Origin of the sequence: Agaribacterium sp. ZY112 (genome assembly GCF_041346925.1) — a bacterium.
Classification (GTDB): Bacteria; Pseudomonadota; Gammaproteobacteria; order Pseudomonadales; family Cellvibrionaceae; genus Agaribacterium.
Map to the genome: position 1 here is coordinate 25,370 of NZ_CP166840.1, position 17,492 is coordinate 42,861.

A 17,492-nucleotide genomic window follows, 5' to 3' on the forward strand; every position below is an offset into this window, starting at 1 on the left:
TCAGACATAAAAAAGCCGGCTTAAAACCGGCTTTTTTATTCAGGGGGCTATCAGTTATTGGCTAACCGGTGGCTCCGCTAGTGACTTTGCCGCTCCAGTGCGATGATGAGTCGCATACAAAGAGAAGCCTGTAAATAATAAACCGCCCACTAAGTTACCCAATAGAGTAGGTAGTTCATTCCAAAATGCCCACTGGCCAACCGTGAATTCTGCGCCAAAAATCATACCTAGTGGAAACAGATACATATTCACAACCGCGTGCTCAAACCCCAAAGCAAAGAAGATTAGGATTGGCATCCACATCGCAATCACCTTACCGCCAACGGTATTACTTAGCATTGCACCCACAACACCTAGGCTTACCATCCAGTTACATAAAATTCCTTTTGTGAAACAGGTTGCCCATCCCGCAAAACCAAACTCCTCATAACCAAGTACTCGGCCTGTTGTTACTTTAACCATGGCTTGCGCAGCCGCACCTGGTTCTTTCTGAAAGCCCATTGTCCAAACAATGGCAACAAGCGCAGCAATGGTTAATGCACCAATAAAGTTGCCAATAAATACTAATAACCAGTTATACAACACACGGCCCGGAGTCACACCTTTACGCTTATCCAGTAACGCAAGTGGTACCAAGGCAAACACGCCTGTTAACAGATCAAAACCCATTAAGTTAAGAATACAAAAACCCACCGGAAAGATAAGTGCACCAACAATTGGCAAACCGGTTTGCACTGTTGCCGTAAAGGCTAGAGCGACAGCAATAGCTAAGGTGCCACCGGCCATAACGGCGCGAATAACAACATCACGATCAGCCATAGTTACTTTTGATTCACCAGCATCAATCATCAGCTGCACGAATTCGCTGGGGTTGCGATAAGACATAAGACATCCCAAATATATATTTGTTTTAAAGTAGTAGAAGGTGGTTTGCAGGGAGGCCTCCATAACCCCGTCTGCACGATCGCAAGTCTCCTTAAATATCTAAAAGGAATCTTGCGCCATATCAAGTACAGACCAGTGAGTCGGAACTTAATCGCCTATTCGTAATACATACAAAATAGGCTAGGCTTGCTATTCGGTTTTATTGCTTAGCGTGATCAGTTTTTTTGATCAATAACAAGCACTAGCCTAAGCACACTTGTTACCGTAGTACCCAAGCTAATCAATCAGCGTGAATAAAGGGATCAGAGATGGCCCTAGAGATGAAGCCGCTGAGCGAAGATGTAGCACCGTTTTTTCAGTTTTAACTTTGAAATGGGAGACCAAAAATGGTCGATAAGAAAGACGACAATAGTGTCGAGATCCAACAGCTAGATGAGCTGATCGCACGAGTAAAAAGAGCTCAAGCTGCTTATTCGCAGTTTAGCCAAGAGCAAGTTGACGAAATTTTCCGTCGTGCAGCCCTAGCAGCAAATGACAACCGTATCTTACTTGCAAAGATGGCCGCAGAAGAGACAGGCATGGGTATCGCGGAAGACAAGGCGATCAAAAACCACTTTGCATCTGAGTACATCTATAACAAGTACAAAGACGAAAAGACCTGCGGTATTTTAGAAGAAGACAAAGCATTCGGCATCATGAAGGTTGCTGAGCCGGTAGGTATTTTGGCGGGTATTGTTCCAACTACTAACCCAACTTCAACTGCAATCTTTAAGTCTTTATTGGCTCTAAAAACTCGTAACGGCATTATCTTCAGCCCACATCCACGTGCGAAAAACTGTACTGGTCTTGCTGCTAAGATCATTTTGGATGCCGCCATTGAAGCCGGCGCACCTGCTGACATCGTTGCTTGTATCCAAGAGCCTTCTGTTCCATTAAGTGCTCACTTGATGCAACACGAAGACATCAACATGATTCTTGCTACTGGTGGCCCAGGCATGGTTAAGGCCGCTTACTCTTCAGGTAAGCCTGCCATTGGTGTTGGCGCGGGTAATACTCCTGCGGTTATCGATGAAACAGCTCACCTTAAGCAAGCGGTTAGCTCTATCTTGATGAGTAAAACTTTTGATAACGGCGTTATCTGTGCTTCTGAGCAGAGTGTTGTGGTTGTCGACAGCGTTTATGAAGAAGTAAAAGCTGAATTCCAAGCTCGTGGTGCTTACGTATTAAACCCAGCTGAAAAAGAAAAAGTAGGCGGCAAAATTCTTGTTGGCCCAGCTTGCGCAATGAACCCTGAGATCGTTGGCCAGCCAGCGTGGAGAGTTGCTGAAATCGGCGGCGTTAAGGTGCCTAAAGAAGCGAAAGTTCTTATCGGTGAGTGTGAGCACATCAACGACGACGAGCCATTTGCTCACGAGAAACTAAGCCCTACTTTGGCTATGTACCGTGCAAGTGACTTTAACGATGCGGTTGCGCAAGCGGTTAAGTTAATCGAAATGGGCGGCATGGGTCACACCTCTGTGCTTTACACCGACCAGGACGCTAACAAAGATCGCTTGGAAGAGTTCGGCAAGAAAATGAAAACTGGCCGTATTCTTATCAACATGCCTGCATCGCAGGGCGCAATTGGTGACTTGTACAACTTTAAACTAGCACCATCTTTGACTCTAGGCTGTGGTAGCTGGGGTGGTAACTCAGTAAGTGAAAACGTGGGAGTGAAGCACTTGATCAATACCAAAACTGTCGCCTCTCGTCGTGAAAACATGCTTTGGCACAAAGTACCTAAGTCTATTTACTTCCGTAAAGGCGCACTTCCTGTTGCCCTTGAAGAATTAAAAGACGCTAAGCGTGCGATGATCGTTACTGATAACTTCTTGTACAGCAACGGCTATGTAGACAACGTGCTTGAAACTCTACACTGCTACAACATCGAAACTGATGTGTATTACGAAGTAGAAGCGGATCCAACTCTTAAAGTAGTAAACAAAGGTGTTGATAAGCTTAAAGCCTTCCAGCCTGACGTGATTATCGCCATCGGTGGTGGTTCACCAATGGATGCTGCGAAAATCATGTGGGTAATGTACGAGCACCCAGAAGTTCGCTTTGAAGACTTGGCCTTGCGCTTTATGGATATCCGTAAGCGTATCTACAAGTTCCCTAAAATGGGTGAAAAAGCACAACTGATTGCCGTTCCAACTACTTCTGGTACTGGTTCTGAGGTAACTCCATTCGCCGTGGTAACTGATGAAAACACTGACATCAAATACCCAATTGCGGACTACGAGCTAACTCCAAACATGGCGATCATCGATCCTGACTTTGTCATGGATATGCCGCCTAGCTTGTGTGCCTTCGGTGGTGTTGATGCCCTAACTCACGCCCTAGAAGCTTACGTAAGTGTTTTCGCTAACGAATTCACTAACGGTCAAGCGCTTGAAGCGATCCGCTTATTGTTTAAGTACCTGCCTAGCAGCTACAAAAATGGTAAAAACGATCCTAAAGCTCGTGAGAAAGTTCACTACGCAGCAACTATGGCTGGTATCGCATTTGCGAATGCTTTCTTGGGTGTGTGTCACTCTATGGCTCACAAACTTGGTTCGCACTTCCACGTGCCTCACGGTTTAGCTAACGCCTTACTTATCAGCGAAACCATTAAGTACAACGCCGTTGATAACCCAGTTAAGCAAGGTACTTTCCCTCAGTACAAGTACCCACAAGCGAAACTGCGTTACGCTAAAGTGGCTGACTACTTAGGTCTTGGTGGTAACACTCTTGATGAGAAAGTCGACTTGTTAGTAGCTGCAGTTGAAGGCTTGAAAGCTGAGCTAGATATCCCAACTAGCATTAGAGGCGCCGGTGTTAACGAGCGTGAGTTCCTTGAGAAAGTAGACCTTCTTTCAGAAGAAGCGTTTGATGATCAGTGTACTCCTGCTAACCCGCGTTACCCTCTGGTAAGCGAGCTTAAAGGTCTATATCTGAACGCTTTCTACGGTGAAGATCAAGCAGCTCCCGCAGCTAAAAAGCCTGCGAAAAAAGCTGCTAAAAAATAAGTTTTAATACTCATTAAAACGTAAATAGAACCCCGCCAAGTGCGGGGTTTTTATGTTCAGGATGAACGGTATAGCACGAGTTCAAGGACGAACAAGAGCGCATAGGTTCAGGCAGATAACTGCATCCTGCGTTATCTGCACTTCCGCCATCCATGGCGGTCGGATGAACGGTATAGCACGGGTTCAGGACGAACAGGAGTGCATAGATTCAGGAAGATAACTGCTAGCTTTGGCATCCTGCCACTTTTGCCTTCCACCTTAGGTATTCACTAACCTTGTTATAACAATGGGCTATCACAAGTGCGAATACAGAGTATAAAAAAGGGTAGAGAAAACACCATTGCTGTCCCACATTTTGTGTGGTAGGGAGCAGCGTCCTATTTTCAGTCTGGTCGTCCCTGTTTGGACAAGCCTAATCAGGGACGCTGTAAATATATCCTTATACGCTTTGCTTCGGCATCCTGCCTCAGAAACCCTTCATAGCCTTGCCCAAACAGGCACTTCTAGCGTCTGGCACGGGCTTCGAATATGGAGTGGGAGGAGTTAAGCAAGGCCGTCTACCGCAGGGAGCGGTAGCCGAGCCCCCATGGATGGGTTTACGGCGTGCCTTGATTAACACCACCTATTCCATGTCTCAAACACATTTAAATTACTTAAAGCCAAACCCGTAAAGCCGATACATTAAGGCGGCAATAATTTATGGAACAGCAATGGAGAAAACACCGCCCTTTTTCTCAACTTAGCAATAAGTCCTTTATTTATTACGTTCTTTGGCTGAACCTTCTCTTAAACGGCCTCGATATTTATCTTTTGCTAAGGCCTGCATATCTTCAACCACATCGCGCTCATCGACAATTTCACGACCAAGCAAGGTTTCAATCGCATCTTCTAACGCGACCACACCGGCAGTCTGACCAAATTCATCTTCAACTAAACACAAGTGTGCTTTTTGTTTAATCAACATATCCAACAAATGCTGAACTGGCAGCTTTTCTGAAACTCGAATGAATTCCTGAGCAAACTCGCTGACATGCTCACCACCTTGCCCGTTTCGCTCCGCCTCATATAAGTCTGAACGAATCACCATGCCTGCAATATCATCCACCCCAGAGCCATAAACAGGGATACGTGAGAACTGCTGAGTTTTAGGGTTATCTAAGGCCTCACTCACCGTTAGACTTTTATCTAACATGTGTACAACGGTTCTTGGGGTGAGAATTTTTTCAACCTTAATATCACGCAAGCCAAGCAGGTTAGAAAGGTATTCGTTCTCTTGCTTAAATAGTGCGCCTTCTTTGTGGCTTAAAGAAGCCAATGCAATAATCTCTTCGCGAGTTATTTCGTTGTCTTGCTCATTACTGAACAATTTTGTTAAGCGCGAAGAGAACCAAACCAAGGGATAGACCAGCTTAACCAACCACGAAATTACAAAGGCCGCAGGTGTCGCTAACTGACGCCAATAACTGGCTCCTAAGGTTTTAGGAATAATTTCAGAAAAATACAAAATAGCTAGAGTCAGAAGTACTGCGATCAAGGTTTCCCATTCGGCTCCAAAGACTTGTAAAGCCTGAGAGCCGACACCCGCCGCCCCCATGGTGTGGGCAAAGGTATTTAAGATCAAAATACTCGAAAGCGATTCATCCAAACGCCCCTTCACTTTAGCAAGCTTGCTGGCCTTAGCTGGGTTTTCAAGCTCTAAGGCTTGCAAGTAACTTGGTGTAACAGAGAGCAACACAGCCTCTAGTACGGAGCACAAAAAAGAGACGCCAATGGCGAGTGATAAATAAAGCAGTAATAGAGTCATAATTTCGTTTAGTAAAAATGAGCCTAAGGGCCCTTTAAAGCTTAGATGCGAACAGCCCAACCAAGCTAATGGCTTAAATCTGCGCTCATGCAAGCCGCTATTCAACAAGATATCGGCAAGCATACCTTCGACTTATAGCCGAGGTCTAATTACCCGATACAAAGATTAAGAATAGTTAGCACCATAGACAAGGTATTGACACTTTTTAGGTCTCTTAGGGCATAGCATAAATACGTGACAATAGTGCGCTGATGCCCAGTTTAAGCCCCGTAGCTACGCACTATTAAGTTCCCTTTTTTAAAGGCTTTGCACCACTGTGATTGACACCAGTCAAAGCCGCTATAACCACCTAGGTTAACCTGTAGTGGATAATTTTTTCACTTCATAACTAGGGATAAAAAATGACTGCAACATCCCCTCAAACTGCAACCAAAAATCGCTGGCTTATCGCAGCGTCCGCTGTCGGGGTTCACGCCTCCATCGGTTCTGTATACGCGTTTAGTGTATTTAAAAAGCCTCTTTCAAAATTGCTTGAAGGCGTGAGCGACAATGAAATCGCCTGGACCTTTAGTTTTGCAATTTTCTTCTTAGGTATCAGCGCTGCCATTATGGGCCACTTTGTTGAAAAACACGGTCCTCGTAAATCAGGCATGTTAGCTGCCAGCTTTTTTGGTGGCGGTTTATTAGTCGCAGGCCTTGGTGCGATGCTAGAGAACCTCTATATCATCTGGCTCGGTTACGGTGTATTAGGTGGTATCGGTTTAGGTATTGGCTACATCACCCCGGTAAGTACGCTTGTTAAATGGTTCCCGGATCGCCGCGGCTTGGCAACCGGCCTTGCCATTATGGGTTTTGGTTTTGGCGCCTTTTTTGGTGGGCCATTATTCCAAAAGCTAATGACTAGCTTTGGCTTGAGTTTTTACGGCGCAGCTGATCTTGCACAAGCGGTTGCCGTACCGGCCATTGCTGCAAAAGTTAGCGGCATCACCGATCCTGTGGCCATCAACCAAGCTGTTGCTGCCATTGTTGCCGCTAAAGGGATTTACGCCAACTGGTTCATTATGGGTATTGTGTACCTAGTTGTAATGTTCGCTTCTGCTTCTTATCTAGAGCGCCCACCAGAAGGCTGGATGCCAGAAGGTATGAAAGACGCTATCGCTTCAGGTAAAAAGAAAAAAGTAGAAGATCTTACTCAACTTACAGCTAACGAAGCCGTTAAAACTGCGCCGTTCTATGGCCTGTGGATAATGATGTTTATTAACATCAGCTGTGGTATTGCCGTTATCTACTCAGCCTCACCACTTGCACAAGAAAGTATTGGTTTAACTGCAGGCGAAGCCGCTGCAGTTGTGGGCTTGATGTCTTTATTTAACGGTTTGGGTCGTATTGGCTGGGCGTCAATGTCTGATGTATTAGGCCGAAGCAACACTTACATGACCTTCTTTATCGTACAGATTGTTGCCTTTGCCCTACTACCAAACATCACTAGTGTGATCATGTTCCAAGTTGTCTTGTACTTGATCCTCACTTGCTACGGCGGTGGTTTTGCAACTCTACCTGCATTTATTGGTGACCTATTTGGCACCAAGCAGCTTGGCGCCATCCATGGTTACGTCTTAACTGCTTGGGCTGCGGCCGGTCTTGCAGGCCCTCAGTTAGCAGCTTACGTGCGCACTGTAAGTGGCAGCTATGAAAGCACTCTCTACATCTTTGCAGGTGTATTTATTGTTGCTCTTGGGGTATCACTGGTGATGAAAGCCTATGTAAACCGTGCACGAGGTGCTTTAGAAGCGGCAGCTGCTGCTAGCTAAATAAAACCAAGTACATGTTTAATAGCGTTTTATGCGCTATTAAACATCCTTTTTAAGCCCTAGCTTATCTTATTAAGCTGGGGCTTATTTTTATCTCACCCCTAAGACTTAGATAAGCTATAAAATCATTATTACTACTCTGACAAATGTTTTTTAGCTCACAAAAAATAACAGAGCAGAGTTCAAAAATATCAGCCCTCCCCCCTGTGTTACTTCGCGCCACAGCCTTGAGACCTAGGTCACACCAGCATTTAGTTTAAATAATTATAAAAACGTCTGGAGCATTAGTGAATTCAATTCTAAGAAACTCAGTCCCTAGACTTTCTTATTAATAAGCGCTAACGCACGGCCCGTCTAGCCTTGCTCACAGGCCATAAAAAAGCGGCCTAAACACTCATTAAAAAAAAACAAATAAGTGACATTTATAGCCAGGAAATTCCGTTTACGCGCATACGTATAATCTCTGCGCTATCAATTTCAATTAAATAAAAATAATAGATTTAAGGAACTCGACAATGAAACGCACTCTTTTATCTCTGCTTATGGCAGGTGCCAGTTGTACGGCCTTAGCCAATGACTGGGGCGACCTACCGGTACCTGCACATGCGGGTGATGGCAAAACGTGGCAACTACATGAACTAAGTGATAACTTTAACTATAACGCTCCCACAACAGGTAAGAGCAACGAATTCTTTACACGCTGGAAAGAAGGCTTCGTAAACCCATGGACAGGCCCAGGTCTTACAGTATGGGAGCCGAGCCACTCGTCAATGTCTAACGGCAACCTCAACATTACAGCCAGCCGCATGCCAGGCACCAACAAAGTCTATGCTGGCTCTATTACCTCAAACGACCCGCTTACTTACCCGTTGTACGTTGAGATCAACGCTAAAATCAGCGATTTGGTACTTGCCTCCGATGCGTGGTTATTAAGCGCAGACAGCACACAAGAAATCGACATTCTTGAGGCTTATGGCTCTAGCCGCCCAGGCCAAGAGTGGTTTGCTCAGCGTATTCATTTAAGCCATCACGTGTTTGTTCGCAACCCATTCCAAGATTATCAACCCTCCGATAATGATGAGTTTTCTTACGCTGGTGACAAGGATTTAACGTGGTATGCAGATGGCCAAGGAACGACTTGGAACGAAGAGTACCACCGTATTGGTGTGCACTGGATAGACCCTTGGAACCTTGAATACTATATCGATGGAGAGCTGGTTCGCGTAACACGCCCAGAAGAAATCGACCCACGTGGTTACACGAACGGCACAGGCCTAAACAAACCGATGCACCTGATCTTCAATACCGAAGATCAAAACTGGCGCTCAGATGCTGGTATCACCCCAACCGACGCCGAGCTAGCCGACCCCAGCAAAAATACCTACAAGGTTGACTGGGTACGTATTTATAAGCCCGTAGAAGATAACAGCTCAAGCCCATCACCGAGCCCATCACCTAGTGTTGCACCAAGCCCTTCTGTCCCTAGTGGTGACACCACAGTGATTGAACTTGGCAACTTTGTCGATACAGGCAAACAAGGCTCTGCAATTAGCGGTGATACGGTACTTGGCTTTAACGCCTCTGGTGACAATATCAACTACAACAGTGTTGGTGACTGGGCTGAATACCAGATCAACCTAGCTGAAAGCGGGCAATACAGCCTTGAGTTACTAGCGGCTTCACCCGTTAATGGCGGCTTAGGCGCAGACATCAGTATCGATGGTAGTCTTGTTGGCACTATTGCTGTTACTACAACTGGCGGCTGGAATAACTACCAAGCCAACAACTTAAACAACAGCCTTGAGTTAAGTGCAGGCCAGCATACTATTCGTGTTCAAAGCTCAGGCAGCAGCGCTTGGCAGTGGAATGCAGACGAGCTTCGTCTAATGCGCACCGGTGATATCAGCACGCCTACACCCATCCCTAGCTTGAGTCCAAGCCCAGAGCCCAGCCCATCTACACCGCCAACAGGCACCCCTGTGAGCGTAACTGTTGAGGCTGAAGACTTTAGTAACGAGAGCGGTTTGTCTACTCAAACGTGGTGGGGCTCAACCACCTTCCTTGGCAATAACCAAACCGGTGACTGGGCTGAATACAGCATCAACTTCCCAGTAAGCGGCAGCTACAACCTAAGTTTCTTTGCGTCTACCAATGTAAATAATGGGGCTAATGTGACTGTTTATATAGACGGTATCGAAGTGGCTCAAAGCCCTGTCACAGGGGAAACCTGGAATGTATTTACTGAACAAGTGGTTGCCTCTGACTTAAGCATTAGCGCAGGCACACACACCGTTAAAGTTGAAAGTACAGGCCCTGAGTTTATCTGGCAGTGGTACTTAGACAAAATGACGTTTAGCACAAACTAAGCTCAAAACGGAAAACGGTACTGGCATAGCTTAAACGCCAGTACCGTTTTACTCTCTAACAAACAGTAAAATGCAGTTCAGAATTTTCTTAAATCTTAAAAAACATTCACATAAAGCCCCCTAACATAACCCTTTCACACCTTTCCTACCTAACTATTGACTAGAAACTAAAGTTATAGAAAGCTGTCAAATCATTACCAATGGTTGTATAGCAACGCAGCTTTTTTAAGGTTTTTTTGTCACTTTCGGTCGAAATGACAAGGCTCAAGCCGTGTAACATGTACCTTGGCGATGAAATGGCGCGTATTACCACATAAATGGTAGGGTCATTATCTATAACTAAAAAATTTCAGGAACGTGGAATGAAAATAAAACTTACCGCTGTAGCCGCACTCGCAATGAGCACTAGCACTCTTGCTGCGGATTGGGATGGAATTCCAGTACCTGCCGATGCTGGCGAAGGCTTTGAATGGCAGCTTCAAGATCAAAGTGATGATTTTAACTATGAGATGGCCGCTGGAACTGGCGTCGTAGAGTTTGATGAAAAATGGACATTTGGTTATCACAATCCTTGGATAGGCCCCGGATTGACTATTTGGGATAGTAACCATGTTGAGGTTACTAGTGGCAATTTACGCATCACAGCAAGCCGCGCCCCCGCATCTGTTGTTGATTCCCTAGGGGCTGGTTATACAAATAAAATCAATAACCCCAATCACTTACTGTACATGGGCAGCATCACCTCAACCGAGCACGTGCAATACCCCGTTTATATGGAAGCCCGAGCCAAGCTAAGTAATACCGTACTAGCCAGTACATTCTGGTTTTTAAGTGATAACGACACCAAAGAAATTGACACTATCGAAGCTTATGGTGGCGCTGGGGTTGATACCGACGGTGATGGCAATGCCGATATTGGAGCTTGGACGGCAGGAGCTCTCCACTTAAGTAACCACACTTTTATTCGAGAGCCATTTACCGACTACCAACCTGGCGCAGGAGTAGGTATTGATGTTAAAGGTACATGGTACCGAGAGAGTGGTCGCTCCACCTGGGTCGATGAATATGTCACCCTCGGCACTTATTGGAAATCACCTTTCCATCTTGAATACTATGTAAATGGCAATCTAGTGCGCATCATTAGTTATGATGCCGATGCCGCCGATCCTAACCAAGTGGGTTACTCCTACTACCTTGATGCCAATGGCGTTGCACAAGAGCAGTGGTTTGATTACAACCCTATGGACAGGCCAAACCACACCAACGGTGAAGGTTTAAACGAAAGTATGAATATCTTGATCAGCTTAGAAGATCAAGACTGGCGCGCGTTCGAAGGTGCTACTTATGTTGATGGCGTACCCACAGTTAACCCTGCCGAAGCTATTACGCCTTCGGACTTCGACCTTGCTGCCAGCAATGACGGTGAATACTTAGTTGACTGGGTACGCTTTTATAAGCCTGTCGCGGTAAGCAACCCAAGCCCAGAGCCTTCTGTTGAGCCAAGTACTGAGCCTTCTGTTGAGCCAAGTACTGAGCCTTCTGTTGAACCAAGCGCTGAGCCTTCTGTTGAACCAAGCGCTGAGCCTTCTGCAGTCCCTAGCCCAGCAGCAAGCTCTGCTCCTGAAGAAAAATCAGACAGTGGCGGTGGTGTTATCGGTTTTGAATTTGGTGGCCTAGGTTTATTAGCCGCACTTGCTCTTTGGCGCCGACGTCGCGCTTAAAATAAGCCAATAAGCATATTCAAAGGCCCACAAGGGCCTTTTTTAGGTCGGTATAAATCCTAGACCGCTCTAAGTTCTACTTACTCAACCGCAACCTCAAGCCTAATTGATAGCTTCAAACGGGCGCAACAAAGCTTGTCTATACTTCTGAAAAGTTAACCGCGCAAACGCATGATTAGCTCAATGTAAGTATGACCAGCAATTTGCGGATTCGGCTCATCCTATGCGAGTAAATCAATACCTTAAACTAACTCTTAACTTGATTGGCGTACTGCTATTAAGCAGCAGCGTACTTGCAAGCAGCAAAGCCAAAATTCTCACCATTGCCTTTTACGCCGACGGCGATTCCCACCATGGCGCGCTACGTAAATTAGCACGAGAGTTTGAACAAGAAAATCCAAGCATTCACATTCGCCTGACCTCTTATCGCACTATCGAAAACTACTCCAAACAGGTTGACTACTGGCTCTATACAGACAACGGCCCAGAACTCATTTTTTGGTATGGCGGCCAACGCTTAAAGCACTACGCTGAACAAGGCAAACTGCATCAAATCGATGACATGTGGGCCAAACACCAACTTACAAACAACTTCTCCTTGCCCTCTCGTGAAGCCTCGCAAATAAATGGCCATTACTACGCTATTCCTATTACCTCCTATCTCTGGGGCTTGGTTTATGACGAAAAAGCCCTAAAGACCTTAGATATTCAGGTGCCTCAAACTTGGCAGCAACTACTACAGAGTTGCCAAAAACTACGGCAACAAGAAGTGGATATGTTTAGCCTTGGCAGCCAGACAACATGGGTGATGCATGCGTGGTTTGACTACCTAAACCTAAGAGTAAACGGCCTTAACTACCACCAAAAACTGCTTCAAGGCCAAATCGCTTATGACGATGTGGGCGTAATAGACACACTCAAACACTGGAAACAACTGCTTGACTACGGTTGCTTCAATGATAATCACAGTGCCTTCACTCGCCGCCAAGCCTTCCCTCGTATACTGCACAACATGTCATTAATGAGCCTCGCTGACGGCCCTACACATCAAATTCCAGAGCAAAAACGACAAGGCCTACGCATTGCCTCCTTTCCTCAAATACATAAAAACATACCGCAATATACTGTAGCTCCGGTTAACGTTTTTATACTACCAAGCCATACAGAGAAAAGTGCAGAGCTCGACAAGCTCGTCGAATTTATTAGCTCTATTCAATTTCAAAGCGAGTTTAATAATATTATCAATCGCCCAGCAGCACATATTCATGCTACTGCTGAAGACAATATCATCATCAAACAAATGCAAGATACGTTAAGATCCTCCCCCGGCGGCATACAATATTTAGATCGTGACACCGATATTCGCTTTGGTGAACGCAGCCCCTATATTTTTGAAAACTTTATGCGTCATCAAGATGTTAAGCGCTGTGCAAAAGAGCTAGAACAGTTGCGCCAGCATGTCTTTGGGCCACTCTAAGTTCGGCACCACAAACAAAGGGCAATAAACCATGAGCAGTGTTTCACCAGAGCCTCGTAGGCACACAACTACGGATATTATTAACGCAGGGTTTATTGCCATTATTCGCTGTGAACAGCAATCAGAAGTAGCGGCCATAGTCGACAACTTAGCCGAGGCAGGTGTGCTCTATGTAGAGATCACGTCAAACACACCTGGCTGGCAACATGAAATCAAGCAAGCAAGGCTGCGCCACCCTGAGCTGTGCATTGGTGCGGGAACAATAAAAAACACCGAATTGGTATCCCAAGCCGCCGATGCCGGTGCGCAATTTATTGTCACCCCCAATACCAATAAAGCCGTGGTCGATGCGGCCAATAAATACCAGCTAACCGTATTGATGGGCGCCTTCACCCCCACCGAAGTAGCCGATGCGATTGAATACGGTGCGGATATTGTGAAGCTCTTTCCTTCAGAAATACTAGGCATCAAGTACTTCCAGTCTTTACTTGGCCCCTTTAACGACACACATATCATGGCCGTAGACAATATGAGCGTTGAACGCGCCCAACAGTGGTTAGAGGCTGGGGCAAGTGGCGTAGCCGTTGGCAATATCTTGGCTTACCCTTGCAGCAGTGAAAGTGAAAAAGAAGCCCAACGAATGTTAGCGCAACGCTATATGGCTGTCTGTCAAAAATAAGCCCGACAAGCAGCCACCCTACAGAATAAAAGGCGGTCTAGCGGCTCTGTGCTAAATCGCTTTTAAAAACCTAAGCACCAAGCGCGATATCAACTCGGGCTTTTCAGCATGCAACCAATGCCCAGTATTACTGACCACTTTTAATTCCGTCTTGGGGAAACGTGAAACGATCGCTTCACGATAGTCACTTTTAATATAATCACTATTCTCAGCCTTTAAGAACAGTACTGGCTTATTAAACACAGCCTCACTATTACCTTTAATTAAATCGGCGTAATGAGTATGAATAGCCACTAAATTCATGCGCCACTGAAACTTACCTAATTCATCTTTTTGCAGGTTCTTTAGTAAAAAGCTGCGCACCGGTTTTTCCGGGATTGTTTGCGCTAAGACCTTATCCGCCTCAATCCGCGAATTCAAAGTATTCAAATCAACAGACAACAAGCCAGAAAACACCCCTTCGTGTCGATGTTCGTAGGCAACTGGGGCAATATCAGCAACGATCAACGAGATCACACTGGCCGGATAGTTTAACGCCAACTCCATAGCCGCCTTACCACCAAGGCTATGACCAAAAAAATGAGCGCTTGATAGCTCTATACTTTGCATCCACGCATAGATGCCATCGGCCATACTGTGTAAATCAAAGTCATCAATTTGACCTGAACGGCCATGATTAGGTAAATCAATGGAATAGACGCAAAACTGCTCACTTAACAGCTTAGCAATAGCACCAAGGTTCTCACGTGTACCAAAGAGGCCATGAATAAGTACAAGTGGCTCACCCTCGCCCCGAACACTGTAATCAATAAGCATATTATTCAGACTTAGGAGTAGCCCCTGGCATAGGGAAAGGCGTTACTGAGTTGCCGCCCCCCTTCACATCGGTGACCTTCACCTGGCCTTCTTTTTCAACTTCGTCAATACGCACAATGCTGTGTAAAGGAATATACGAACGCTTTACACCGGAGAATTCATTTTTTAGTTTCTCTTCACCTGGGTCGACCACCAACTGCGCTCGCTCACCAAAGACAAACTCTTCTATCTCAATAAAACCATACATCTCACTTTGATAGATAGCACGACAATACACTTCAAACACTTGGTTTTGGTTGTAGAACACCACTTTATAGGTCGGAACACCGGCCATAGAACATCTCAACTTGTTAAACACATACTCAGCCTCCCAATATGGGGGCCATCTTGGCGATTACAAGAGCTCTTTATTGTGAATAGCGTACACAGACGCTGGGCAAGTAAGCCCGCCAAGGCTATAATCCGCGCTCGTTTTTTGACCATCCCAAGCAGTAACAAGAGCACCCCCATCGTGAGCAAGGCCACCGAGAGCACCACCCAGCAAGACGAGAGTCGCACAAGTAAGAAACTCTTTATTCAGACACACGGCTGTCAGATGAACGAGTACGACTCGGCCCGCATGAAAGATCTGCTCGGCGACAGCCACGACATGATCGCCACCGACGATCCGGAAGAAGCCGATGTACTGCTAGTTAATACCTGCTCCATCCGTGAAAAAGCCCAAGAAAAGCTTTTTCACCAATTAGGCCGCTGGAAACATCTTAAAGAAAAGAACCCCGATCTAGTGATTGGAGTGGGGGGCTGTGTGGCCTCACAAGAAGGTGAAGCTATTTCTGAACGCGCACCTTATGTTGATCTGATCTTTGGCCCTCAAACCTTGCACCGTCTACCCGAAATGATGGAAAGCAAGCAAGATAACGGCGCGGTTGTGGTCGACATCAGCTTTCCTGAAATTGAAAAGTTTGATCGCTTGCCGGAACCAGAAGTCGACGGCGCCAGCGCCTTTGTATCGATTATGGAAGGCTGCTCTAAGTACTGCACCTTCTGTGTTGTGCCCTACACCCGAGGCGAAGAGGTCAGCCGCCCTGCCGCCGATGTGATGCACGAAATTGAGCACTTAGCGGCGCAAGGCGTACGCGAAGTCAACCTGCTAGGCCAGAACGTCAACGCATATCGCGGTGAAAGCAACGGCAACGTTGTTGACCTTGCCGAACTAATCACCATGGTAGCCACGGTTGAAGGCATCGATCGCATTCGCTACACCACCAGCCATCCGGTCGAATTCAGTGAAAGCCTTATTCAAGTTTATGCCGAAGTACCCGAGCTTGTTAGCCACCTACACCTACCCGTACAAAGTGGTTCTGATCGCATCTTAATGGCGATGAAACGTGGCCACACGGCACTTGAGTACAAGAGCAAACTGCGCAAACTGATGAAGATTCGCCCAGGCATCAGCTTGAGCTCTGATTTTATTATTGGCTTCCCAGGCGAAACCGAAGCCGACTTTGAAGCCACAATGAAGCTCATTGCCGATATCGGTTTTGATAATTCATTTAGCTTTATTTACAGCCCTCGCCCAGGTACACCTGCAGCCGAGCTTCCAGACGACACTGAAATGGCGCTTAAAAAGCAGCGTCTTAAAATTCTTCAAGATCGTATTGTGCAGCAAGCGCAGGCGATTAGCCGCCGTATGGTCGGTAATACTGAACGTGTTTTAGTAACCGGCTATAGCAAGAAAGACCCAGGCCAACTGGCGGGCCGCACAGAAAACAACCGTGTTGTTAACTTCCGCTGTGACCAGCCAGAGTTGATTGGTAAATTTGCCGATGTGCTTATTGAGCAGGCTTTACCCAACTCCTTACGCGGTGTGCTATTAGGCTCTGAGCTAGACGACTGATACCCACTTAGAACAACCGAAGCCTTATAGGTCTTGGGTCGAAGCTCAAACTTCGGCCCAGTTTGTTCTATAACTTGAAGCTAGCTCTTGGCCTCCAACACTTTCCACTCTTGAGTTCGCTCACTCATAAAACCAATGTGTTGGTATAGGGTTTTTAACTCCCCGCTTTCACGCATTAACTGCAGGCCCCTATTCAAGGCAGCATAAACCTCGTCTGCATTTTCCGACACGTTAGACACAGCAAAGTGGCGCGCCCCCGGCATTAATACCTTAACGCCATAGATAGGGAACAGACGCTCCTCCCCACACAAGACAGACATGTCGTCAGTAGCCGGCAGCTCAGACAAAGTAAAATCAGCCCGACCTAAATTAATAATTTTAAAAGCCGAGTTGGTATTCATCGCACTACTTACATGGCCAGTTAAACCGTTGATTAACTGCCAGTCGTAAGTCCAGTTAGAAACCATCACCCCGTGCATAGCCCCTAAATCCACCTGATCCGTCGGGTAGCTTCGTACAGGGTGGTCAACACGAGTATAAATACCTTTTTCAATTTCACCTTGTGCCAATACTGCATTACTTAAGGCCAGAGCCTCCGCGTCATCAGCCCATACCGTCTCTCCAGAGACATCGGCACTGCCGCTTTTAACCATGCGAATACTACGCGCATAGTTTGCAGAGGGAAGCAGTTCTATGCGGTGCTCGGGGTTGTCACGTAAAAAAGCACGGCACAAAAGTAAAATTTCCAACTCGTTGCGTCTTGTATCAGCCGCGATATCCCAAGTTTCTAAACAACGCCCCTGCTCAACAGCTTGGCGGAAGATAGAATAATCCTCTAACGAGGAGGCAATACGAATGGTTAAAGGGGAGGACGAATCAGCCCGCACGCACGCAGAACTCAATACAGAGACACAAGCGAGCAAACATGTGATCACAACAATACAACGATGCAACATAAAAAAGGTATTTATCTATAGAAGCTCGGCCCC

At 46.2% G+C, this 17,492-nt stretch carries 12 protein-coding genes; 7 read left to right on the forward strand and 5 right to left on the reverse strand.

Going from position 1 to position 17,492, the window contains the following annotated elements; all coding sequences use genetic code 11:
* Nucleotides 1-54 precede the first annotated feature (54 nt).
* The gene (locus tag AB1S55_RS00155; RefSeq protein WP_370979746.1) at nucleotides 55-885 is read right to left on the reverse strand and encodes a formate/nitrite transporter family protein; all 831 of its coding nucleotides are present in this window, start codon (nucleotides 883-885) and stop codon (nucleotides 55-57) included.
* Between the two features lie 386 nt (nucleotides 886-1,271).
* Between AB1S55_RS00155 and adhE the strand changes: the two genes are divergently transcribed.
* Nucleotides 1,272-3,932 carry a bifunctional acetaldehyde-CoA/alcohol dehydrogenase gene (gene adhE / locus AB1S55_RS00160; protein WP_370979747.1) on the forward strand — a complete coding sequence of 887 codons (2,661 nt, stop codon included), beginning with the start codon at nucleotides 1,272-1,274 and terminating at the stop codon, nucleotides 3,930-3,932.
* 754 nt (nucleotides 3,933-4,686) lie between these two features.
* Here the strand turns inward: adhE and AB1S55_RS00165 are convergent.
* Nucleotides 4,687-5,859: a CNNM domain-containing protein gene (locus AB1S55_RS00165; protein ID WP_370979748.1), complete on the reverse strand. Its 1,173-nt coding sequence runs from the start codon at nucleotides 5,857-5,859 to the stop codon at nucleotides 4,687-4,689.
* Between the two features lie 278 nt (nucleotides 5,860-6,137).
* Between AB1S55_RS00165 and AB1S55_RS00170 the strand changes: the two genes are divergently transcribed.
* The 5 genes from AB1S55_RS00170 to AB1S55_RS00190 all read left to right on the forward strand — a co-directional run bounded on the left by AB1S55_RS00170 (nucleotide 6,138) and on the right by AB1S55_RS00190 (nucleotide 13,790).
* Nucleotides 6,138-7,547: an OFA family MFS transporter gene (locus AB1S55_RS00170; protein ID WP_370979749.1), complete on the forward strand. Its 1,410-nt coding sequence runs from the start codon at nucleotides 6,138-6,140 to the stop codon at nucleotides 7,545-7,547.
* Between the two features lie 515 nt (nucleotides 7,548-8,062).
* Nucleotides 8,063-9,913 carry a carbohydrate-binding protein gene (locus tag AB1S55_RS00175; protein WP_370979750.1) on the forward strand — a complete coding sequence of 617 codons (1,851 nt, stop codon included), beginning with the start codon at nucleotides 8,063-8,065 and terminating at the stop codon, nucleotides 9,911-9,913.
* A 362-nt stretch (nucleotides 9,914-10,275) separates the two neighbouring features.
* Nucleotides 10,276-11,634 carry a hypothetical protein gene (locus AB1S55_RS00180; RefSeq protein WP_370979751.1) on the forward strand — a complete coding sequence of 453 codons (1,359 nt, stop codon included), beginning with the start codon at nucleotides 10,276-10,278 and terminating at the stop codon, nucleotides 11,632-11,634.
* Nucleotides 11,635-11,857: 223 nt separating this feature from the next.
* Entirely contained in the window at nucleotides 11,858-13,111 is a 1,254-nt protein-coding gene (locus AB1S55_RS00185) for an ABC transporter substrate-binding protein (RefSeq protein ID WP_370979752.1), read from the forward strand.
* A 31-nt stretch (nucleotides 13,112-13,142) separates the two neighbouring features.
* On the forward strand, nucleotides 13,143-13,790 hold the full coding sequence (locus tag AB1S55_RS00190) for a bifunctional 4-hydroxy-2-oxoglutarate aldolase/2-dehydro-3-deoxy-phosphogluconate aldolase (protein ID WP_370979753.1): 648 nt from the start codon (nucleotides 13,143-13,145) through the stop codon (nucleotides 13,788-13,790).
* 51 nt (nucleotides 13,791-13,841) lie between these two features.
* Here AB1S55_RS00190 and AB1S55_RS00195 read toward each other — a convergent pair whose 3' ends face one another.
* Together AB1S55_RS00195 and AB1S55_RS00200 are read right to left on the reverse strand one after the other, a co-directional pair.
* Nucleotides 13,842-14,606, reverse strand: a complete 765-nt coding sequence (locus tag AB1S55_RS00195) for an alpha/beta fold hydrolase (protein ID WP_370979754.1) — start codon at nucleotides 14,604-14,606, stop codon at nucleotides 13,842-13,844.
* Nucleotide 14,607: 1 nt separating this feature from the next.
* Entirely contained in the window at nucleotides 14,608-14,940 is a 333-nt protein-coding gene (locus AB1S55_RS00200) for a DUF1820 family protein (protein WP_370979755.1), read from the reverse strand.
* A gap of 177 nt (nucleotides 14,941-15,117) precedes the next feature.
* Here AB1S55_RS00200 and miaB point away from each other — a divergent pair, with 177 nt between their 5' ends.
* Nucleotides 15,118-16,503 (forward strand): tRNA (N6-isopentenyl adenosine(37)-C2)-methylthiotransferase MiaB, encoded by a 1,386-nt coding sequence (miaB, locus tag AB1S55_RS00205; RefSeq protein ID WP_370981615.1) that lies wholly within the window; start codon nucleotides 15,118-15,120, stop codon nucleotides 16,501-16,503.
* 80 nt (nucleotides 16,504-16,583) lie between these two features.
* Here the strand turns inward: miaB and AB1S55_RS00210 are convergent, their stop codons facing one another.
* A complete protein-coding gene (locus AB1S55_RS00210; protein WP_370979756.1) occupies nucleotides 16,584-17,459 on the reverse strand; it encodes a hypothetical protein in 876 nt (291 codons plus the stop codon).
* Nucleotides 17,460-17,492 lie beyond the last annotated feature (33 nt).